Consider the following 20,191-nt stretch of genomic DNA (forward strand, 5'->3'; position numbering starts at 1 on the left):
GCCATGCTGCTGATGATCGATAACTACGACTCCTTTACCTACAACGTGGTGCAGTACCTGGGGGAGCTGGGCGCCGATGTCCAGGTCATTCGCAATGACGAGCTGAGCGTGGCCGAGATCGAAGCGCTGCGCCCAGAGCGCATCGTGGTGTCCCCGGGACCCTGCACGCCCAACGAAGCGGGCGTGTCGCTGGCGGTGATCGAGCATTTCGCCGGTAAACTGCCGATCCTTGGCGTATGCCTGGGGCACCAGAGCATTGGCCAGGCCTTTGGTGGCCAGGTGGTGCGCGCCCGCCAGGTCATGCACGGCAAGACCAGCCCGGTGTTCCATGAAGGCCTCGGGGTGTTCGCCGGGTTGAACCTGCCGCTGACCGTGACCCGTTATCACTCCCTGGTGGTCAAGCGTGAAACCCTGCCGGAATGCCTGGAAATCACCGCCTGGACCTGCCTGGCGGACGGCTCGGTCGACGAAATCATGGGCCTGCGGCACAAGACCCTGAACATCGAAGGTGTGCAGTTCCACCCCGAGTCGATACTCACCGAACAGGGCCACGAACTGTTGGCCAATTTCCTCAAGCAGAGCGGAGGCGTGCGCTGATGGACATCAAGGGAGCGCTGAACCGTGTGGTCGGGCAACTGGACCTGAGCACCGAGGAAATGCAGGCGGTCATGCGGCAGATCATGACCGGCCAATGTACCGACGCGCAGATAGGCGCCTTTCTCATGGGCATGCGCATGAAAAGCGAAAGCATCGACGAAATCGTCGGCGCGGCGCGGGTCATGCGTGAGCTGGCGGCACCGGTGACCATCCAGGCCGAGCGCCTGGTCGACACCTGCGGCACCGGTGGCGATGGCATGAATATCTTCAACGTCTCCACCGCCGCCGCTTTTGTCGTGGCGGCGGCCGGCGGCAAGGTAGCCAAACACGGTAATCGCGCGGTGTCCGGCAAAAGCGGCAGCGCCGATTTGCTGGAGGCCGCGGGCGTCTACCTGAGCCTGACCCCTGTGCAAATCGCCCGTTGTGTCGAGACGGTGGGCGTGGGCTTTATGTTCGCTCCGGCCCACCATGGGGCGATGAAATATGCCATCGGTCCGCGTCGCGAGCTGGGCCTGCGTACGCTGTTCAATATGCTCGGCCCGATGACCAACCCGGCCGGGGTCAAGCACCAGGTCGTCGGCGTATTCAGCCAGGCCCTGTGCCGGCCGATGGCCGAGGTGCTGCAGCGTCTCGGCAGCGAGCATGTGTTGGTGGTGCACGCCCAGGATGGCCTGGACGAGATCAGCCTGGCGGCACCGACCCAGGTGGCTGAGCTCAAGAGCGGCGTGGTCAGCGAGTACCGCATCCAGCCCGAGGATTTTGGCATCAAGAGCCAGAGCCTGATCGGCCTGACGGTGGAAACCCCGGAGGATTCGCTGGTGCTGATCCGCGATGCCCTGGGACGACGCAAGACTGAAAACGGCCAGAAGGCGGCCGAGATGATCGTGCTCAATGCCGGCGCCGCGCTCTATGCCGCCGAGCATGCCAGCAGTTTGCGCGATGGCATGAGCTTGGCCCATGATGCCTTGCACACCGGCCTGGCTCGCGAGAAGCTGGAAGAACTGGTGTCCTTTACCGCCGTTTGCCGCCTGGAGAATGAAGCGTGAGCCTGCCCACCGTTCTGGAAAAGATCCTCGCGCGCAAGGTCGAGGAGGTCGCCGCGCGCAGCGTCCAGGTCAGCCTGGCCGAGCTCGAGGCGCAAGCGCGTCAGACCGATGCCCCGCGTGGCTTTGCCCGGGCGTTGATTGATTGCGCCAAGCGCAAGGAGGCCGCGGTGATCGCCGAGATCAAGAAGGCCTCGCCCAGCAAGGGTGTGTTACGCGAGGACTTCGTGCCGGCCGATCTGGCGCGCAGCTATGCGGCAGGCGGGGCGACCTGCCTGTCGGTGCTGACCGATGTGGACTTTTTCCAGGGTGCTGACGCTTACCTGCAGCAAGCCCGTGGGGCCTGCAACCTGCCGGTGATCCGCAAGGACTTTATGATCGACCCCTACCAGGTGGTCGAGGCCCGGGCACTGGGCGCCGACTGCATCCTGCTGATCGTCTCCGCGCTGACCGACGGGCGCATGGCTGAACTGGCCGCCGTGGCCAAGGACCATGGCATGGATGTGCTGGTGGAGGTGCATGATCGGGAGGAGCTGGAGCGGGCGCTGAACACCCTCGACACGCCGTTGATCGGCATCAACAACCGCAACCTGCACACCTTCGAGGTCAGCCTGGAAACCACCCTCGACCTGCTGCCTTCGGTACCGCGGGATCGTCTGGTGGTGACTGAGAGCGGTATTCTCAATCGCGCCGACGTCGAGCTGATGGAAATCAGCGAGGTCTATGCCTTCCTGGTCGGCGAGGCCTTTATGCGGGCGGAAAATCCCGGCACCGAGCTGCAGCGGCTGTTTTTCCCCGGACGCTGAAAAAGCCCACTGCCGTCGTTGAGCGGCGACCCACGAAAAAGCCGGCACTCAGCCGGCTTTTTTGTCGGTGCGGCTGGCCCTATCGGGTGCCGAATACCACCATGGTCTTGCCTTTGACATGCACCAGGCCCTGTTCTTCCAACGCCTTGAGTACGCGCCCGACCATCTCCCGCGAGCAGCCGACGATACGGCCAATCTCTTGACGGGTGATCTTGATCTGCATGCCGTCCGGATGGGTCATGGCATCGGGTTGCTTGCACAGGTCGAGCAGGGTGCGTGCGACCCGGCCGGTTACGTCGAGAAAGGCCAGGTCGCCGACCTTGCGCGTGGTGTTGCGCAGGCGATCGGCCATCTGGCTGCCGAGGGTGTAGAGAATCTCTGGATCCTGTTGGGTCAACTCGCGGAATTTCGCGTAGCTGAGCTCCGCCACTTCGCATTCGGTTTTAGCCCGGACCCAGGCACTGCGTTCCTTCTCCGCGCCCTCTTTCTCGAACAGTCCCAGTTCGCCAAAGAAGTCGCCGGAGTTCAGGTAAGCAATGATCATTTCGCGCCCGTCGTCATCCTCAATCAGGATGGTGACCGAGCCTTTGACGATGAAGAACAGCGTCTCGCACCGATCGCCCGCATAGATAATGGTACTTTTCGCCGTGTAACGGCGGCGGTGACAATGTGCGAGGAGTTTGTCGAGATTCTTGATTTTAGGTGTAAGGGTTATAGCAACCATGCCCGAGTCCCGAAAAAGATGAGCCTTGTCGGCGCGTCAGTTTATTGTTTTTTATTATCACACTAGTGTGCCAGTTATCCTCTTTGAGCTTAACAGGCCCGGTGCTATTGGTTGTGCGAAATTGCGACACAGGTACCGTTGAAAATGATGTCAATGCGCCATGTTTGCGTTTTCGTGAACTACTCGTCCCTGTGGTATCTTCCGCTCCCTTGCATCCATGGAGAGATCGACCGATGAAAGCACGTATCCAGTGGGCGGGCGAAGCCTTGTTTATCGGTGAGTCCGGCAGTGGCCATGCGGTTGTCATGGATGGCCCGCCAGAGAGCGGCGGCCGTAATCTGGGGATCCGCCCAATGGAAATGCTGTTGATCGGATTGGGCGGCTGCAGCAATTTCGATGTGGTGAGCATTCTGAAAAAATCCCGCCAGGCGGTGGAAAGCTGCGAGGCTTTCCTGGAGGCCGAACGGGCCAGCGAAGAGCCCAAGGTGTTCACGCGCATCCACTTGCATTTTGTGGTCAAGGGCCGCGGGCTGAAGGATGCCCAGGTGAAGCGCGCGGTCGAGCTGTCGGCGGAAAAGTACTGTTCGGCGTCGATCATGCTCGGCCGGGGCGGCGTCGAGATCACCCACGATTACGAGGTGATCGAGTTGGGCGCGGAACCCGCAACAGTCTGACTGTGTCTTGCCATTAACCGAGGACGCAGGCTGGCCCTGATGGGCCGACCTCGGCATAATGGCGCCCCGTTTCAGGGGCCGGCCGTGGGCCGGTCAGTAACCAGTACAACCAAAATCGCCATCGCGAAGAGGTGTTAACCGTCCTACGCAGACGCGCCCCGCGCATCTGACGGGCATGCTCGATCACGCGGCTATGCCGCATCGATAAAGAGAGTTTCCAACGGTGAAAAGCAAACTCAAGCTCCACGGGTTCAATAACCTGACCAAGACCTTGAGCTTCAACATTTATGACATCTGCTACGCGGAAACGCCGGAAGACCAGCAGGCCTACGTCCAGTACATCAATACCGAGTACGACGCCGAGCGCCTGACGCAGATTTTGACCGATGTTGTCGACATCATTGGCGCGAATATCCTGAATATCGCGCGTCAGGACTATGACCCCCAGGGCGCCAGCGTGACCATTCTGATCTCCGAGCAGCCGGTGACCCCCACCGACAGCCAGATCGAGGAGTCACCCGGGCCGCTGCCCGAGACCATCCTGGCACACCTGGACAAGAGCCACATCACCGTGCACACCTATCCGGAGATCCATCCGGTGGACGGTATCGCCACCTTCCGGGTCGACATCGATGTGTCCACCTGCGGGGTGATCTCGCCCCTGAAGGCACTGAACTACCTGATTCACCAATTCGACTCGGACATCGTCACGGTCGACTACCGGGTACGTGGCTTCACCCGTGACGTGGAGGGCAAGAAGCACTTCATCGACCACGAGATCAACTCGATCCAGAACTACCTGTCCGAGGACACGCAGGCGGCCTATCAAATGACCGACGTCAACGTGTACCAGGAGCATCTGTTCCACACCAAGATGCTGCTCAAGGAGTTTGAGCTGGATAACTACCTGTTTGGCGATGCGACCCAGAACCTGTCGGCCGAACAGCGCGAACTGGTGACCACCCGGGTCAAGCACGAAATGCTCGAGATCTTCTACGGGCGCAATATGCCAGCCTAACGGCAGCGGCAAGCGGCAAGCTTCAAGCAATCAACACAAAGGGCGCCTCGGCGCCCTTTGTGTTGCGCGTGACTTTCGCTTGTAGCTTGTAGCTGCTTATATCCGATAGGTGCTGCTGGTCATCACCTTGGACAGCAGGCGCATTCCGAACTTGATCGGTGCCGGAAAGCGGAAGCCGCCTGCCTCCAAGGCGCTCTCGGCATGCTGCTGCTCGTCACTGCGCATCTGTTCGAGGATCGCCCGGGATTTTTCATCGGTGCTGGGCAGCAGGGTGAGGTGTTCGTCGAGGTGCCGGCACACCTGGTCCTCGGTGGCTGCCACGAACCCCAGGCTGACCTTGTCGCTGATCAGGCCCGCCACGGCGCCCACGCCAAAGGAAAGGCCATAGAACAAGGGGTTGAGGACGCTGGTATGACTGCCCAGTTGCTGGATACGTTGTTCGCACCAGGCCAGGTGATCGATTTCCTCGTCCGCTGCATGCTCCATGGCCGCTCGCACGTGCGGCAGCTTGGCGGTCAGCGCCTGCCCCTGGTACAGCGCCTGGGCACAGACTTCACCGGTGTGGTTGATGCGCATCAGGCCGGCGATGTGGCGGGTGTCATCCGCGCTCAGCTGGGCTTCGGGCCGCAAGTGGGCGGGCGAAGGGCGGTACGGCTGACCGCTGAAGGGCAGCAGGGTGCGTAACGCGGCGTCGGCCTGCAACAGCAGGCGGTCGACCGGGGAATAGTGACGTTCGCTGGCCATTAAGGGCGCTCCCGTAAAGGTTCTTTCCCGCAGTTTACCCCATTGGCCAGGGCTAGGTCGTGACAGCCGCCAGAGACCAATTGTCTCAGCCGCCCGGCTCAGGGCAGCTCGCGCAGCACCCTGAGACCCAGGGCGTAACCCCGGTATTGTGGCTGTTTGAAGTCCCGCTGACTGCTGCGCAGGTAACCCGGCCCGCTGTTCCAGGCACCGCCGCGCACCGACCGCGGGCCCGTATCGGCTAACGCCGCCGCGGCGCTTTCACGGCCGTCGAAGGGGATGACAAAGGCCGAGGCGGTCCACTCCCAGACATTGCCGGCGGTGTCGTACAGGCCAAAGGCATTGGCTGGAAATTGTCCGACCTGGGCGCTCTGAGCCTGCAACGCGCGGGGGCTGGCGCAACCACGGCAATGGGCCCGGGGACGCGATTCGGGGCTGTCCAGCTGTTCGCCCCACCAGTAGGCGGTGTGGCTTCCCGCACGGGCGGCGTATTCCCACTCGGCTTCGGTGGGTAACCGGTAACGCTGGCCCGTGACCTGGGACAGCCAGCGGCAGTAGGCATGGGCCTCGACCCAGGACACCTGGATGACCGGGCGTCGCTCGGGCAGTCCCCAGCCTTCGTCGTCCGGCATCGGCGTGCCGGTCGCCCTGGCATACTGCCGCCAGTCGGCGGTGGTCAGCTCGAAACGGCCGAGGGCGAAGGCTCGGTCGATCCGCACCGCGTGCGTCGGACGTTCGTTGTAGTTGCCGACGCCGCTACTGTCGCCCAGCACAAACCTTCCGCTGGGGATGACGACCAGCTCGGGGCCGGCGAACGAGGTGCCGGGCAGGGGGTCGTTGAACGTCTGTCCAGGTTGCAATGCCCAGGCCGGCAGTGTGAGCCAGCCAAGCCAAATAACACCCCACCTACTCCGCATCAGCCCGGCGGCCAGTTCATCTGGCGCTGGCCGAGCACATGCATATGGATGTGGTAGACGGTCTGTCCACCCTGTTCGTTGCAGTTCATCGCCACGCGGAAACCCTTCTCGCAACCCTGCTCCCTGGCGAGGCGCTGGGCGGTGAAGAGGATATGGCCGGCCAGTGCCTTGTCCTCCTCGCCCAGGTCGTTGAGGGTGGCGATGTGCTTTTTCGGAATGACCAGAAAGTGCACCGGCGCTTGCGGGCCGATGTCGTGAAAGGCCAGCACCTGGTCATCTTCATAGAGCTTGCGTGCGGGAATGTCCCCGGCGACGATCTTGCAAAACAGGCAGTCCACTGACAGTCTCCCGCTCGGTTGTTGGGCCATCGAGTGTAACGGGGTCCCAAGGGTCCGACCAGTTCAGGACAGTGGTACGAGGAGCAACGGTGAAGAACGATATTCATGATTTGGGCTTGGTGCTCGACTCCAAGGTCAAACTGGTGGTGATCGAATCCTGGGATGAGCCTCGGGTGATGCAGACCCTGACCAGCCTGGCGGTCAAGCAGGGGCTGGGCTTGTTCACCTGGTCGGTGACCGACGGCGTGCAACGCCTTGGCTTTGGCAGTCCCGATGCCGAGCCCAGCGAGAGCCTGGAGCCGGAGGCCGCGCTGAAGTTGATCAAGCACGATCCACAACCGAACCTCTACGTGCTGTGCGATATACACCCCTTCCTCCACGACAACCCCAAGTTGGTGCGCCTGATCAAGGAAGTCGCCATGGCCGAAGGGCCGCACAAACCGACCCTGGTGCTGGTCTCCCATGCATTGAAACTGCCCCCCGAGGTGCAGCGTTACGCCGCGCGTTTCACCTTGTCGCTGCCGACCGAGGACGAATTGCTGGCCATCGTGCGCGAGGAGGCAACCCGCTGGAGCGAGCGCAATCGCGGCGCGCGGGTGCGTACCGACAACCGTACCCTGCAGCAAGTGGTGAAAAACCTGCGCGGTATGAGCCACGCCGAAGCGCGCCTGCTGGCGCGTAACCTGATCTGCACCGACGGTGCGATTACCCAGGAGGACATCCCTGAGCTGAACAAGACCAAGTTCCAGTTGCTCGATCTGGAGGGCGTCCTGAGCTTCGAGAACGACACCGCGCGTTTCGCCGAAGTGGGTGGGCTGGCCAATATGAAGCGCTGGTTGACCGAGCGCCAAGCGATCTTTATGCAAGGCAAGGGGGTCGATCAGCCCAAAGGCATGCTGCTGGTTGGGGTGCAGGGCAGTGGCAAGAGTCTCGCAGCCAAGGCCGTGGCGGGGTTATGGGGCCTGCCGTTGCTGCGTCTGGATTTCGGTAGCCTGTACAACAAGTTCTTTGGCGAGACCGAGCGTAACCTGCGCGAGGCGCTCAAACTCGCCGAGCAGATGGCGCCGTGCGTCCTGTGGATGGATGAGGTGGAAAAAGGCCTGGCCAGTGGTGATAACGATGGCGGCGTCAGCCAGCGCGTATTGGGTACGCTGTTGACTTGGATGGCAGAGCGCAAGGCGCCGGTGTTTATGGTGGCCACCGCCAACGCCATTGATCGCCTGCCGCCGGAGCTGGTGCGCAAGGGGCGTTTCGATGAGTTGTTTTTCGTCGACTTGCCTGGCGCGGCGGTGCGCTGCGAAATTTTCCGTATTCATCTGGCGCGCCGTGAGCTCGAGCTTGCCGCGTTCGACGTGCCGCAATTGGCCAACGCCAGCGTTGGCTTCTCCGGTGCTGAAATCGAACAGGTGGTCGTCAGTGCGCTGTATGCCGGCCAGGCCCAGCAAAAGGCGGTGGACCAGGCGCTGCTGTTGCACAATATCCAAAGCACCTCACCCCTCTCGGTGGTGATGGCCGAGGATGTCGCCGCCCTGCGTGCGTGGGCCAAGGGGCGAACGGTCAGTGCCGACTGATTATTGAGTCTGAACTTGCCCGCGCGGCCGCGCGCGTAGTCTCCGGCCCTAGGGTTGTACCAGGGGGCGGTTGACTCTTGCGGCGGCCTTGCGGCTCAACCAACGCGGTGCCAGGCCTGAGGCCAGCAGCAGCAAACGGTTGCGCCAGCCGGGGACAATGATGGCGGTGTTGCGCTCCAGGGCCCGGACGGCGATCAGCGCCACTTCTTCGGCGCTCATCATCAGCTTGCTGCCCTGCAGCGCGCCTTCACGTACCTGTGCGCTGCGGAAGAACGCGGTGTGGGTCGGCCCCGGGCAAAGTACCGAGACACCGATGCCATGGCGCTTGAGCTCTTCGCGCAGGCCTTCGGAGAAGTGCAGGACAAATGCCTTGCTGGCGTAGTAATTGCTCATCCAGGGGCCGGGTTGGAACGCCGCCACCGAAGCGACGTTGAGGATCTGCCCGCCACCTTGCAGTGCCATGGCATTGCCCAGCGCATGGCAAAGGCGGGTCAGCGCCAGCACGTTGACTTCCAGCAGTTGCTGTTCCCGGCCCCAATCCAGTCCGAGAAACGCGCCGCAACTGCCCAGGCCGGCATTGTTCACCAGCAGATCGATCTGGCGTTCACCTTGCTCCAGCTCATGCAGCAGCCCAGACAGCTGAAGGGGTTCGGCGAGGTCGCAGACGCGAAACAGCACCTCGACGCCAAAACGCTGGGTCAATTCGCAGGCGATGCTTTCCAGGGCGTCCCGTTGCCGGGCCACCAGGATCAGGCAACGGCCGCGGCGGGCGAGCGCTTCGGCCAAGGCCAGACCAATGCCGCTGGACGCGCCGGTGATCAGGGCATAACGAGGCATGGACTTTCTCCGTAACAGGACCGTCCTTGGACCGCGACGGTGACCCTGGGTTGCCGTGAAAGGCCGTTATTCTTCGCTGGACTCTTCGCTGGACTCTTCGCTGGTCTCGAAAGGGCTAGCCGACTCCGCGGGTTGCACCGCCGATTGCGCTGCTGCTTCAGTACGATTGATATAGTCCTGATACGCGGGCAGCGCGATAGCGGCCAGAATACCGATCAGCGGTACAAGCAGCATTGCCCAGGCGAGGGCGACCACGCCGCGACCGTTTGGTGGTGGAGGTGGTCCGTAATTATTGGCACCGCTGCTGCCTGGGGCAAAAAGCATGACCAAGGCAAATATGCTGCCGACAAACGGGACGAAGTTAAGCAACCACAGCCAGCCGGACAGGCCCATGTCGTGCAGCCGCTGGACACCGATACAGATGCTGACCATAGCCATGAACAGCACTGTCAGGCCGATCAGCGCAAAGCCCAGTGTGTCCGACAGCATCATGCTGGCGGCTGCGATGCCGAAGACCGGTACGCATGCCAGCAGCATGCCCATGCTCCAGGCCAGATAGCGAACCCGGCCGATCCGGCCTTGTACCCCCAATACCTTGAGGGTGCCGAACTCGGCTTGCGGTTCGGCCACATCGGCCTGCGGCGGGGTGTAGGGCGAAGCCGTCAGCATGGGCTCGGGTTTTGGGCTCTTCGCCAGCAACGCCTGGCGTGCGATAAACTTGTCCACCACTATGCCGCAGGCCGCACATTCCACCGCCTGCAGCTGTTCGTGGCCACATTTGGGACAGGTCATGCGGGCAGTGACGATCTTGGATGCGGGATCGTCCAGTTCCACCAGGCTGAGTTTGGCGCTGAGATCCGGTTCCTTCTGCACCTTGATCCCGGCATTGTGCAGGACACTCAGGTATTTATCGGCTTCGGCATCCGGCAGGTCACGCTTGAGCGCCACTGCTGCGCCACTGAACAGGCCATCAATTTTGCTGCGGTCACTCTTGAACAACTGAGCCAGATTGTCCTTGGCCGTATCGAGGCTGATATCAGGTAGCAATTCGCCGGTGAACACGATCTTGTAACGGGCGTCGGTCATGAGGGCTTCCCTGTCAGCGAGAGGAATAGGAGGTGCGCACAGCCTAAAGTCGAGCGCGTCAGCACACAAGCCGGAGGCTCAATTAAAGAGGGGAATCAGCTCACAGTGGCGGCAGCGGGGACCATGTGCCCACCAGTCGGGAGTGACGCAGCAAACGCAATTCATTGAATGCGCCCAATAGCCCCTCGGCGCGACGCGGACGAAGAAAGACCCAGTCATCGACGGTCAGACCAGTGCCGGACGAGCCGCTGAAGCGTGCCTGACCACGGCGGTCATCCTCGGCGTCATCATCGTCGTAGCGCAGGCCCGGGGGTGACTCGGGGTTGGCCGACCAGCCGCCGTCCAGGAAAAAAATCCGTTCTCGGTTCGGGTTCCAGGCCTGGCGCAGTCTTTGTAGGACGGCCAGTGGGGGCGTCTCACCGCCCTGGCACTTGAGGACCGGACTGGCGATCCAGACGGCCGGGCGGTGGGCGTGCAGCAACGGGGTATCGAATGCACTGGGTTTGAGCAGGGCAGAGCCCAGCGCAATTTCGCTAAGCGGCGTGCCTTGACTGCAATGCAACGCATAACTGAAGCTGCCGGCACCGTTCAGCAATGGTTGGTCCGGCCACCCAGGTGTGGCCTGTGCTGCCTCGATAAAGGCCTGATAGCGGGCGCAGCTCTCACGGTGCGCGTCGATCTGGTCGACCCACGGTGGGCTGTGCTGAAGGTGGCCATCGTAGCCCATCAACCCACGAACCCGCAGCGGGGCGCTCGTCGACTGGAGCCAGGCAAGCGCCTGGACGAGGTCGCCGGGCGCGGCAAAACCACCGCGCGCCATGCCGACATCGATTTCAAAGGCGATTTGCAAGGGCTGTTTCAGCGCTTGTGCCAGTTCGGCGTATTCGGCCAGGCGTTGCCGGGTGTCGATCAGCCAGGTCAGCTGGCGGGTCGGGTCAAAAGTGCCCGGTGCGGTCATTTGCTGGTAGAAGGCCAGCGCGGCGTCTACTGGCAGCGGTTTGCCGAGCAGCAAATCGGCTTCGGGCAGGCGGCGGGCCAGTTGCAGCAGTTGCGGTTGGGTGAACAGCATAAAACGTCGGGTTTGCAGGGCGCGGCTCAGGTAGTCGAGCAGTCCGTGGCTGGACAGCGAATTGACCACCAGACGCACCGGCAGCGCGGAGGGCCTGCCAAGCGGTTTGGCCAGGCGCTGCCAGAGCACGGCAACATTGGCATCGAGGCGCTCCAGGTCGATCACCAGCAGCGGTTGCCCACCGCCCTGGGCCTGAAGCAACCCCTGCAGCTGGCCGAAGTAGGCGTTATGCACGCGACCCGCATCGCTTGGGCGCGCCACCCATAACCCCAGAGCGGTCAGCGCGCCCAGGCCCAGCAGGCTGCGGCGTTTCACCGCGGCCAGCGCTGCGCCAATGCGCCGGCCTGCAGTGTCGCCGCGCGGTACTCCTGGTCCAGGCGGTCGATCAGTTGCGCCACACCGGGCACATCGTCGATATCGCCGACGCCTTGGCCGGCGGACCACACGGTTTTCCAGGCCTTGGCTTCCTCGTTAATCGGTTTGAGTTTTTCGCCGTAGTTGATCTCGCCCTTGCTCTGCAGCTGCTTAAGGTCAAAGCCCGCCGCTTGCAGGCTCTGGCGCATAAAGCTGGCCGGCACCCCGGAGACCGCCGGGGTATGGACAATATCGGCCGCCTTGGCGTCGAGGATCATCTGTTTGTAAGGGGCTTCGGCGGCATTCTCCTGGGTGGCGATAAAACGAGTCCCCAGATAGGCCAGGTCGGCCCCCAGCAGTTGGGCCGCGAGGATCTCCCGACCGTGATTGAGGCAGCCGGCCAGCAACAAGGTCTTGTCGAAGAACTGGCGGATTTCCGCGCACAGGGCAAAAGGGCTCCAGGTGCCGGCGTGACCCCCCGCGCCCGCGGCCACTGCAATCAAACCATCGACGCCCGCTTCGGCGGCTTTTTCCGCATGCCGGCGGGTGGTCACATCATGGAACACCAGGCCGCCGTAGCTGTGCACCGCATCGACCACTTCCTTGACCGCGCCGAGGCTGGTGATGACGATCGGTACCCGGTGTTCGACGCAGATCGCCAGGTCCGCCTGCAGGCGCGGATTGGTCGGATGGACGATCAGGTTGACCGCGTAAGGCGCCGCCCCGGGATGCTCGGCCAGTCCCGTTTCGATCTGCACCAGCCAGTCCTTGAAGCCCTGGCTGTCGCGCTGGTTGAGTGCGGGGAAGCTGCCGACTATGCCATTGCTGCAACAGGCCAGGACCAGTTGCGGATTGGAAATCAGGAACATCGGCGCGGCGACCACCGGCAGACGCAAACGCTGGTCAAGCAGGACGGGCAAGGACATGACGGGTTTCCTTTGGTGGATCAGAAGGGTTTGACGACGACCAGGATGACGATGGCCAACAGTGCCAACACCGGCAGTTCGTTGAACCAGCGGTAATAGACGTGGCTGCGGGTGTTTTCTCCCCGGGCAAAGCGTTTCAGTTGGGCGCCGCACAGGTGGTGATAGCCAATCAACAGCACCACCAGGGTCAGTTTGGCGTGCATCCAGCCCATGGAAAGCCAGGCGGGGTTCAGATAGAGCAACGACAGCCCGAAGGCCAGGGTGGCGATCATCGAGGGCAACATGATGCCGCGGTAGAGTTTGCGTTCCATGATGCAGAACCGTTGCCGACTGGGCTCGTCCTCGCTGAGGGCATGGTAGACGAACAGCCGGGGCAGGTAGAACAGGCCGGCGAACCAGCAGACCAGGGCGATGATGTGCAGGGCCTTGAGCCAGAGGTAGAGCATGCGTGGGATTCCGTTGACGAGATCCCTGGATAGTAGAGGCAGGACGGCGCATCCGTCACCCCTGACCACATTGCCTGGCCGCTGCGAGGTGTTTAGCGCGCGGGCCTGACCTAAAGGTTGGCCCCTGACCGTCACGGCTTTATCATCGACGGTTTTCCACGCTTGGAATGAGGGAGGCTTTATGGTCAAGGTCGGAATTGTCGGCGGCACGGGTTACACCGGTGTCGAACTGCTGCGTCTGTTGGCGCAGCATCCGCAAGCGCAGGTCGCCGTGATCACGTCGCGTTCCGAAGCGGGCTTGCGCGTCGATGAGCTCTATCCCAATCTGCGTGGGCACTACCCGGACCTGGCGTTCAGCGTTCCCGATACCCAGGCGCTGGCGGCCTGCGATGTGGTGTTCTTCGCCACACCCCACGGGGTTGCCCATGCGCTGGCCGGCGAACTGCTGGCCGCCGGCACACGGGTAATCGATCTTTCCGCGGATTTCCGGCTGCAGGACGCGGATGAGTGGGCGCATTGGTACAACCAGCCCCATGGCGCCCCCGACCTGTTGCCTGAGGCGGTCTACGGCTTGCCGGAAGTCAATCGTGAGGCTATTCGATCGGCGCGCCTGATCGCCGTTCCGGGCTGTTACCCGACGGCCGCTCAGTTGGGGTTCCTGCCCTTGCTGGAAGCCGGTATCGCCGATACCACCCAGCTGATCGCCGACTGCAAATCCGGTGTCAGCGGTGCCGGGCGAGGCGCGGCGGTCGGCTCGCTGTTCAGCGAAGCGGGCGAAAGCATGAAAGCCTACGGGGTCAAGGGGCATCGGCACTTGCCGGAAATTCGTCAGGGCCTGCGTCGGGCTGCCGGCCGCGAGGTGGGCCTGACCTTCGTGCCGCACCTGACGCCGATGATCCGCGGTATTCACGCTACCCTGTATGCCCGCGTGGCCGACCACAGCCTGGACTTGCAGGCGCTCTACGAAGCCCGCTATGCCAACGAACCTTTCGTCGATGTGATGCCGGCTGGCAGCCATCCGGAAACCCGCAGCGTGCGCGGCGCCAACGTTTGCCGTATCGCCGTACACCGGCCGCAGGGCGGCGATCTGGTGGTGGTGCTGTCGGTCATCGACAACCTGGTCAAGGGCGCGTCGGGCCAGGCCGTGCAGAACATGAATATTCTCTTTGGGCTCGATGAGCGTCTGGGCCTGTCTCACGCTGCCTTGCTGCCCTGATGGCGGGCTGGGAAGTTCGCCCGCGCAACCTGCGCGGCGAACGTTGGCTGCGTGGGGTGACGGTGGTCTTGCTGCTGGCCTTGCCAGCGCTGTTCTGGGCCGGCCAGCAATACCAGTTGCGTCAGACCCATGCCGTCCTGGCGCAGCAGCAGGTGCTGCGCGCGCAAGTGGACGAGCAGGCCAAACAGCTCGAGCAATTGCGCCAGCGGTTGGCACTGCGCACCAGCGGCGAGCAGGTGGGGCAACAAGCCAATGAGCAGAGCCGCCTGACGATCAAGTTGCTGGAGGAGCAGATATTTGCCTTGCAGCAGGACCTGGCGGCCTACGAAGGGGTGCTTGCGCCTGCCAGCCGCCAGCAAGGTCTGCGCATCCGCGCGTTCGACCTGCAGCCCTCGGCGACGCCGCGGCTTTTTCGCTACAAGGTGCTGCTCAGTCGGGTCGGCAACGATGACCAACCCCTGAGCGGCCAGCTCGAGGTAACGCTTGAAGGTCAACAGCACGGCAAGGCGATCAGTTTCCCGCTGACTCAGCTTTCCGCCGAGCTGGGCGGTCGCCCGATCCGGTTCGCCTTCAAACATTTCCAGGCGATCCCCGATGCCGCCCGTTTCGCCGAGCTGGAGCTGCCGGCAGGTTTCGAACCCCGGCTCATCCGGGTGCGGGCCGAGGTACAGGGTGAAAAGCCGTTGGAAAGCCAATTCAAGTGGAACGACAAGAAGTGAATTCAATGTGGAATAAAAGCAAGCCCAAAGCCGATTTGCAGCGGTTCAGTGGCAAGACCAGCGTCATTGCCTCGGGAACCGAACTGCAAGGTGACCTGCGTTTACAGGGCGCGGTCCAGGTGGATGGGCGCGTCTGCGGCAACCTCTTGGCCAGCGAAGGCATGGTGCGCATCAGTGTGGACGGGCGGGTGGAAGGCGAGATCCGCGCCCCCCATGTCATCCTGGACGGCGAGGTGATCGGCGATGTCTATGCCAGTGACCACCTGGAGCTGGGGCCTCGGGCCCGGGTGACCGGTAACCTGCACTACGGCATGATGGAAATGGCCATGGGCGCGCAGATTGAAGGTCGGTTATGCCCTTTAAAGGACGTCAGCCGACCGCTGGAGTTACCGGCGAGCGTCGAGGTCGCACAATAGTTGACCGTTTTTCTAGGAGAAGCGGATAATAGGTTGTCCAAACGTCCTAAGGCGATCTAGCGCCGGGAGATATGCAGCATGAGCGTCGAAACCTTCACCCCCACTCCCTTGCTCTTTACGCAGGGCGCGGCCACCAAGGTCAAGAACCTGGTGGATGAGGAAGGCAATCCGCGGCTGAAACTGCGTGTGTTCGTCACCGGCGGAGGCTGTTCCGGCTTCCAGTACGGTTTCACTTTCGATGAGGAAGTGGCTGAGGACGACACCATAGTCGAACGAGAAGGCGTCAGTCTGGTGGTCGATCCCATGAGCTTCCAATACCTGGCCGGCGCTCAGGTGGACTATCAGGAGGGGCTTGAGGGGTCGCGGTTTGTGATCAACAACCCGAACGCCACCACTACCTGTGGCTGTGGGTCCTCGTTCTCGATCTGATCGCAGAGGGTTGCAACAGGCGCCGTGCTTATGCACGGCGTTTTTATTTGAGTGATATCTCAGGCCGGGTAGACGGCGCCCAGGATCCGTGGGCCGCGGGCGCCGGTCACGCTGGGGCGGTTGGCGGCGATCCCTTCGAGGCAGCAATGCGCCAGCCAGGCGAAGGCCATGGCTTCCACCCAGTCCGGTGGCACGCCGAAACGCCCGGTGCTGTCGACCTGGCAGCCGGGCAGTTGTGCTTGCAAACGGTCCATCAAGGCGCCGTTGTGGGCGCCTCCGCCGCACACCAGCAGCTGTTGGGTGCCCGGCTGCGCCCGGTTCAGTGCATCGCTGATGCTCTGCGCCGTCAGTTCCAGGAGGCTGGCCTGAACATCCGCTGCATCCACGCTGGGGAATGATTGCAGCTGCCGCAGCAGCCAGTCGAGGTTGAAGTGTTCGCGACCGGTGCTCTTTGGCCCGTGAGTGGCAAAGAAGGGGTCACTCAGCAGGTGTTCCAGCAAGGCTGGATGCACCGTGCCACTGGCGGCCCAGGCGCCGTCGCGATCATAGGCCGCGCCGCGCTGGCGCTGGATCCACGTGTCGAGCAGGACATTGCCGGGGCCACAATCGAAGCCCCGTACCGGTTGCTCGGGGCTGAACAGACTAAGGTTGCTGAAACCGCCAATGTTCAGTACGGCGTGAGTCCGGGCCGCAGTGTCGGTAAACAACGCCTCGTGGAAGGCCGGTACCAAGGGCGCTCCTTGTCCGCCCGCGGCTACGTCGCGGCGGCGGAAGTCGCTGACCACCGTGATACCGGTAAGCTCCGCGAGCAGCGCGGAGTTACCCAGTTGCAGACTGAAACCGCGCGCGGGTTCATGGCGGACCGTCTGGCCATGGCTGCCGATGGCGCGAATGTCGCTCGGCAGCAACTGCTGCTGGCTAAGCAACTGACGGATGCCGTCGGCGACTTGCTGGGCCCATCGCTGTTCGGCAAGCGCGGCGCGCGCCAGCTCATCCTGCCCGGAACTGCACAGTGCAAGCAGCTCTTCGCGTAATGAGGCGGGCATGGGTACGTAATGGGTCGCCAGTAGGCTAGGTCGCCGAGCCTGTGCTTGCTCGATAAGTGCGATGTCGAAACCGTCCAGACTGGTACCCGACATCACGCCCAGGTAGCGCGTCATTCGCGTTTGTTCAAGGCCAGCATGGTGGCCTTCTCCTGATCCATCCGCGCCATTATCGGTTGGCTCAGCTGCAGGAAACGCTGTTTTTCGGCGCGAGCGATCGGGTCAGCCATCGGCAGCTTCAGGCCCAGGGGGTCGACATGCACCCCGTTGACCTGGAATTCGTAGTGCAAGTGTGGGCCGGTCGAGAGGCCGGTGGTGCCGATATAGCCAATGATTTGGCCCTGCTTGACCATCCCGCCGGTGCGAACGCCTTTGGCGAAGCCCTGCATATGGCCGTAAAGGGTGCGGTAGCTGTTGCCGTGTTGAATCACCACCGCGTTGCCATAACCCCCTTTACGACCGGCCAGCAGGACTTTGCCATCGCCAGCGGCCTTGATGGGCGTGCCGCGCGGTGCGGCATAGTCCACGCCTTTGTGCGCGCGGATCTTGTTCAGAATGGGATGCCGGCGACCTACCGAGAAGCGCGAGCTGATCCGGGCGAAATCCACCGGTGTGCGAATAAACGCCTTGCGCATGCTGTTGCCATCGGCGGTGTAGTAGCTGGTGCTGCCTTGCTTGCTGGTATAGCGCACGGCCGTGAAGCTCTTGCCGCGGTTGGTGAAGCGCGCCGCGAGGATGTTGCCGCTGCCGACCCGCCTGCCATTGATCACCTGTTCTTCGAAGACCACTTCGAATTCGTCGCCTTCACGAATGTCCTGGGCGAAGTCGATGTCATAGCCAAAGACATTGGCCAGGTCCATCGTCAGGTTGTGCGACATGCCGGCGCGCTTGGCCGAAAGGAACAACGAGCTGTCGATGACGCCGCGGGCGTAGGCCTGGCGTACCTCGGGTTTGACCAAGTCGCGCTTGAACACGAAGCCCTTGTCGCTGCTGGTCAACTCGATACTTTCCAGGTCGCTGAGCTGGCTGTGCAGGCGCTCCAGCTTGCCTTCAGGGCTGAGTTTGAACTCCAGTACCTGACCCACCTTGAGGCGGCTCAGCTGCTTGGCGTCGGCGCTGCTGGCGAGCACCTCGTGCAGCACGGTAGCGGACAGTCCGACCTTGTTGAACATGGTCGACAGGGTGTCGCCGTTGCTGACGGTGACCTGTTTTTGCGTGGGGTCTTGGGGCGGGGCGACGCTAGCGGTGGGTTCGTTGTTCTTATTATTGTCGAGTTCGGCGTTGGGCTGCTCGGGGCCTTGAATCTGCGCGAAGGGCGAGTCGCCTTCGGAAGGGAGCGCCAGGGGCGCTCGAAGATCGTCCTTCTCCTGCACGATCTGCTCGGCACCGTTGTCCAGTTCCAGGCCCGAATAGGTTCTTTTGGCTTCGACTTCGCGGGAGGGGAATACCAGCAGGGCCAGGCTGAGCAGGGCTGCGACGCCGCTGGCGGCTAGCAGGTGGGTTTTTGGGTAAAAGGGTGGCTTGGACGGCTCTGGGGTCATGGATTCGGTACTTTCATATAGGTGAAAAGATGAAATGAAGGTGACGAGGTAAAGATCAAAACGAAATAATTGTTTAAAATATAACCAAAATTTGTATGAGGCAAGCCTTAGGGTAGCCCGCTTGGGCGGGTGGGGGCAAAAACTTGTAATTAGTACCTGTTCTTGTATGGTTGGTTCCCTTTCGGTTTTGAGTGGTTATGGGGCGTGTGATGAAGGCGATTGAAGAGCAGCTTGCGCTGATCAAGCGGGGCGCTGAGGAGGTTCTGGTCGAGGCTGAGCTGATCGAAAAGCTCAAGCGTGGGCAGCCGCTACGGATCAAGGCGGGCTTTGACCCAACGGCGCCAGACCTGCACCTGGGGCATACCGTGCTCATCAACAAGTTGCGTCAGTTCCAGGAGCTGGGGCATCAGGTGATTTTCCTGATTGGTGATTTCACCGGCATGATCGGCGACCCCAGCGGCAAGAGCGCGACCCGTCCGCCCCTGACCCGTGAGCAGGTGCTCGACAACGCCGAAACCTATAAGGCCCAGGTATTCAAGATCCTCGATCCGGCGAAAACCGAGGTGGCCTTCAATTCCACCTGGATGGATCAGATGGGGCCGGCGGACTTCATCCGGCTGACTTCCCAGTACACCGTGGCGCGCATGCTCGAGCGGGACGACTTCAGCAAGCGCTACACCACCAATCAGCCGATCGCCATTCACGAGTTTCTCTATCCCCTGGTGCAAGGCTATGACTCGGTCGCCTTGCGTGCCGACGTCGAGTTGGGCGGCACCGATCAGAAGTTCAATCTGCTGATGGGGCGTGAACTGCAGCGTGCTTATGGTCAGGAAGCGCAGTGCATTCTGACCATGCCCCTGCTCGAGGGCCTGGACGGCGTCAAGAAGATGTCGAAATCCCTGGGCAACTACGTGGGTATCCAGGAGGCGCCGGGCGTGATGTACGGCAAGCTGGTATCGATACCGGATGCGCTGATGTGGCGTTATTTCGAGCTGCTGAGCTTCCGCTCCATGGCGGAAATCGAGCAGTTCAAGGTGGAGGTGGCGGCCGGCGCCAATCCCCGTGATATCAAGATCAAGCTCGCGGAAGAGATCGTTGCGCGCTTCCATGGCGAGGATGCTGCCGCTGGCGCCCATCGTGCCGCCGGTAACCGCATGAAGGACGGCGAGTTGCCTGATGAGCTGCCGGAGGTCGAGGTGCAGTCGCACGAAGCTCTGCCGATAGCGTCCCTCCTTAATAAGGCAGGTTTGGTGAAAAACGCTGCCGGTGCGCGAGATCTGCTCAAGGCGGGGAGTGTGCGTATAGATGGTGAGGTGGTTGAGCCATCCTTTGTTTTCGCGCTCGGTGCCACGCACGTGTGTCAGGCGGGCAAGAAAGCGTTTGCACGCGTCACGCTTAAATTGGCCGAGGCCTGAAATAGGCCTTGACGGCAGTTCTGGCGGGCCTATAATGCGCACCTCTTCCGGCGTGAACCTCTCGGAAAACAGCTTGTAAATCAAGCAGTTAGCTTAAAAAGAGGGGTTGCTAAGCGGTGTAGATCGCGTAGGATGCGGCGGGTCGACAGGGTGGTGGTAGAGTCCGGTTGGCGAGTTGGGATATAAAGTGAAAGCGGTTGCAGGATGAGGTTGACAGCGGTTGGAAACGCTGTAGAATTCGCCTCCCGCTGACACGGAAGCCCAG

22 protein-coding genes are annotated in these 20,191 nt (G+C 62.2%); 11 read left to right on the forward strand and 11 right to left on the reverse strand.

The genetic code is table 11. From position 1 onward, the window contains the following. Nucleotides 1-3: 3 nt before the first annotated feature. Genes ABWY06_RS04190 through trpC form a run of 3 tightly spaced genes read left to right on the forward strand, consistent with a single transcriptional unit; the run spans nt 4 to nt 2,446 of the window. A complete protein-coding gene (locus tag ABWY06_RS04190) occupies nt 4-597 on the forward strand; it encodes an aminodeoxychorismate/anthranilate synthase component II (protein ID WP_353924309.1) in 594 nt (197 codons plus the stop codon). Further along, nucleotides 597-1,643 (forward strand): anthranilate phosphoribosyltransferase, encoded by a 1,047-nt coding sequence (gene trpD, locus ABWY06_RS04195; RefSeq protein ID WP_353924310.1) that lies wholly within the window; start codon nt 597-599, stop codon nt 1,641-1,643. Before ABWY06_RS04190 ends, trpD begins: the two co-directional genes overlap by 1 nt. Then, nucleotides 1,640-2,446 (forward strand): indole-3-glycerol phosphate synthase TrpC, encoded by an 807-nt coding sequence (gene trpC, locus ABWY06_RS04200; RefSeq protein WP_353924311.1) that lies wholly within the window; start codon nt 1,640-1,642, stop codon nt 2,444-2,446. The genes trpD and trpC overlap by 4 nt, the downstream gene beginning before the upstream one ends. Nucleotides 2,447-2,525: 79 nt before the next feature. On the opposite strand, the gene crp is transcribed toward trpC, so the two are convergent. Next, complete coding sequence (crp, locus tag ABWY06_RS04205; protein ID WP_353924312.1) at nt 2,526-3,170, reverse strand: cAMP-activated global transcriptional regulator CRP; 645 nt, start codon at nt 3,168-3,170, stop codon at nt 2,526-2,528. A 233-nt stretch (nt 3,171-3,403) separates the two neighbouring features. Between crp and ABWY06_RS04210 the strand changes: the two genes are divergently transcribed. Then, nucleotides 3,404-3,844 (forward strand): OsmC family protein, encoded by a 441-nt coding sequence (locus ABWY06_RS04210; RefSeq protein WP_353924313.1) that lies wholly within the window; start codon nt 3,404-3,406, stop codon nt 3,842-3,844. Between the two features lie 223 nt (nt 3,845-4,067). Then, nucleotides 4,068-4,862 (forward strand): adenosylmethionine decarboxylase, encoded by a 795-nt coding sequence (gene speD / locus ABWY06_RS04215; protein ID WP_353924314.1) that lies wholly within the window; start codon nt 4,068-4,070, stop codon nt 4,860-4,862. Between the two features lie 96 nt (nt 4,863-4,958). Here the strand turns inward: speD and coq7 are convergent, their stop codons facing one another. The 3 genes from coq7 to ABWY06_RS04230 form a co-directional block, all read right to left on the reverse strand. Then, a complete protein-coding gene (gene coq7 / locus ABWY06_RS04220; protein ID WP_353924315.1) occupies nt 4,959-5,606 on the reverse strand; it encodes a 2-polyprenyl-3-methyl-6-methoxy-1,4-benzoquinone monooxygenase in 648 nt (215 codons plus the stop codon). A 98-nt stretch (nt 5,607-5,704) separates the two neighbouring features. Beyond that, a complete protein-coding gene (locus ABWY06_RS04225) occupies nt 5,705-6,463 on the reverse strand; it encodes a formylglycine-generating enzyme family protein (RefSeq protein WP_353924316.1) in 759 nt (252 codons plus the stop codon). 56 nt (nt 6,464-6,519) lie between these two features. After that, complete coding sequence (locus ABWY06_RS04230; RefSeq protein ID WP_353924317.1) at nt 6,520-6,858, reverse strand: histidine triad nucleotide-binding protein; 339 nt, start codon at nt 6,856-6,858, stop codon at nt 6,520-6,522. Nucleotides 6,859-6,947: 89 nt separating this feature from the next. Between ABWY06_RS04230 and ABWY06_RS04235 the strand changes: the two genes are divergently transcribed. Next, nucleotides 6,948-8,429, forward strand: a complete 1,482-nt coding sequence (locus ABWY06_RS04235) for an AAA family ATPase (RefSeq protein WP_353924318.1) — start codon at nt 6,948-6,950, stop codon at nt 8,427-8,429. A 48-nt stretch (nt 8,430-8,477) separates the two neighbouring features. On the opposite strand, the gene ABWY06_RS04240 is transcribed toward ABWY06_RS04235, so the two are convergent. The 5 genes from ABWY06_RS04240 to hemJ form a co-directional block, all read right to left on the reverse strand. After that, entirely contained in the window at nt 8,478-9,266 is a 789-nt protein-coding gene (locus ABWY06_RS04240; RefSeq protein ID WP_353924319.1) for an SDR family NAD(P)-dependent oxidoreductase, read from the reverse strand. 66 nt (nt 9,267-9,332) lie between these two features. Continuing rightward, a complete protein-coding gene (locus tag ABWY06_RS04245) occupies nt 9,333-10,352 on the reverse strand; it encodes a DUF805 domain-containing protein (RefSeq protein ID WP_502948146.1) in 1,020 nt (339 codons plus the stop codon). A 100-nt stretch (nt 10,353-10,452) separates the two neighbouring features. Continuing rightward, a complete protein-coding gene (locus tag ABWY06_RS04250; protein ID WP_353924321.1) occupies nt 10,453-11,736 on the reverse strand; it encodes an alanine racemase in 1,284 nt (427 codons plus the stop codon). After that, nucleotides 11,733-12,701 (reverse strand): NAD(P)H-dependent flavin oxidoreductase, encoded by a 969-nt coding sequence (locus ABWY06_RS04255; RefSeq protein WP_353924322.1) that lies wholly within the window; start codon nt 12,699-12,701, stop codon nt 11,733-11,735. The genes ABWY06_RS04250 and ABWY06_RS04255 overlap by 4 nt, the downstream gene beginning before the upstream one ends. Before the next feature lie 20 nt (nt 12,702-12,721). Continuing rightward, a complete protein-coding gene (gene hemJ, locus ABWY06_RS04260) occupies nt 12,722-13,147 on the reverse strand; it encodes a protoporphyrinogen oxidase HemJ (protein ID WP_353924323.1) in 426 nt (141 codons plus the stop codon). 181 nt (nt 13,148-13,328) lie between these two features. On the opposite strand from hemJ, the gene argC reads away from it, so the two are divergent. The 4 genes from argC to erpA all read left to right on the forward strand — a co-directional run bounded on the left by argC (nt 13,329) and on the right by erpA (nt 15,927). Then, nucleotides 13,329-14,363 (forward strand): N-acetyl-gamma-glutamyl-phosphate reductase, encoded by a 1,035-nt coding sequence (gene argC / locus ABWY06_RS04265; protein WP_353924324.1) that lies wholly within the window; start codon nt 13,329-13,331, stop codon nt 14,361-14,363. Next, the gene (locus ABWY06_RS04270) at nt 14,363-15,082 is read left to right on the forward strand and encodes a DUF6776 family protein (protein ID WP_353924325.1); all 720 of its coding nucleotides are present in this window, start codon (nt 14,363-14,365) and stop codon (nt 15,080-15,082) included. The genes argC and ABWY06_RS04270 overlap by 1 nt, the downstream gene beginning before the upstream one ends. Before the next feature lie 5 nt (nt 15,083-15,087). Further along, on the forward strand, nt 15,088-15,498 hold the full coding sequence (locus ABWY06_RS04275) for a bactofilin family protein (RefSeq protein ID WP_353924326.1): 411 nt from the start codon (nt 15,088-15,090) through the stop codon (nt 15,496-15,498). Nucleotides 15,499-15,576: 78 nt separating this feature from the next. Beyond that, nucleotides 15,577-15,927 carry an iron-sulfur cluster insertion protein ErpA gene (erpA, locus tag ABWY06_RS04280; protein WP_353924327.1) on the forward strand — a complete coding sequence of 117 codons (351 nt, stop codon included), beginning with the start codon at nt 15,577-15,579 and terminating at the stop codon, nt 15,925-15,927. A 59-nt stretch (nt 15,928-15,986) separates the two neighbouring features. On the opposite strand, the gene ABWY06_RS04285 is transcribed toward erpA, so the two are convergent. Next, on the reverse strand, nt 15,987-17,087 hold the full coding sequence (locus ABWY06_RS04285; RefSeq protein WP_353924328.1) for an anhydro-N-acetylmuramic acid kinase: 1,101 nt from the start codon (nt 17,085-17,087) through the stop codon (nt 15,987-15,989). Next, nucleotides 17,084-18,511: a peptidoglycan DD-metalloendopeptidase family protein gene (locus tag ABWY06_RS04290; protein ID WP_353924329.1), complete on the reverse strand. Its 1,428-nt coding sequence runs from the start codon at nt 18,509-18,511 to the stop codon at nt 17,084-17,086. The genes ABWY06_RS04285 and ABWY06_RS04290 overlap by 4 nt, the downstream gene beginning before the upstream one ends. A gap of 209 nt (nt 18,512-18,720) precedes the next feature. Here ABWY06_RS04290 and tyrS point away from each other — a divergent pair, with 209 nt between their 5' ends. Continuing rightward, on the forward strand, nt 18,721-19,926 hold the full coding sequence (tyrS, locus tag ABWY06_RS04295) for a tyrosine--tRNA ligase (RefSeq protein ID WP_353924330.1): 1,206 nt from the start codon (nt 18,721-18,723) through the stop codon (nt 19,924-19,926). Nucleotides 19,927-20,191: the final 265 nt, after the last annotated feature.

The sequence above is a fragment of the Pseudomonas sp. genome (assembly GCF_040514055.1).
Lineage (GTDB): Bacteria > Pseudomonadota > Gammaproteobacteria > Pseudomonadales > Pseudomonadaceae > Aquipseudomonas.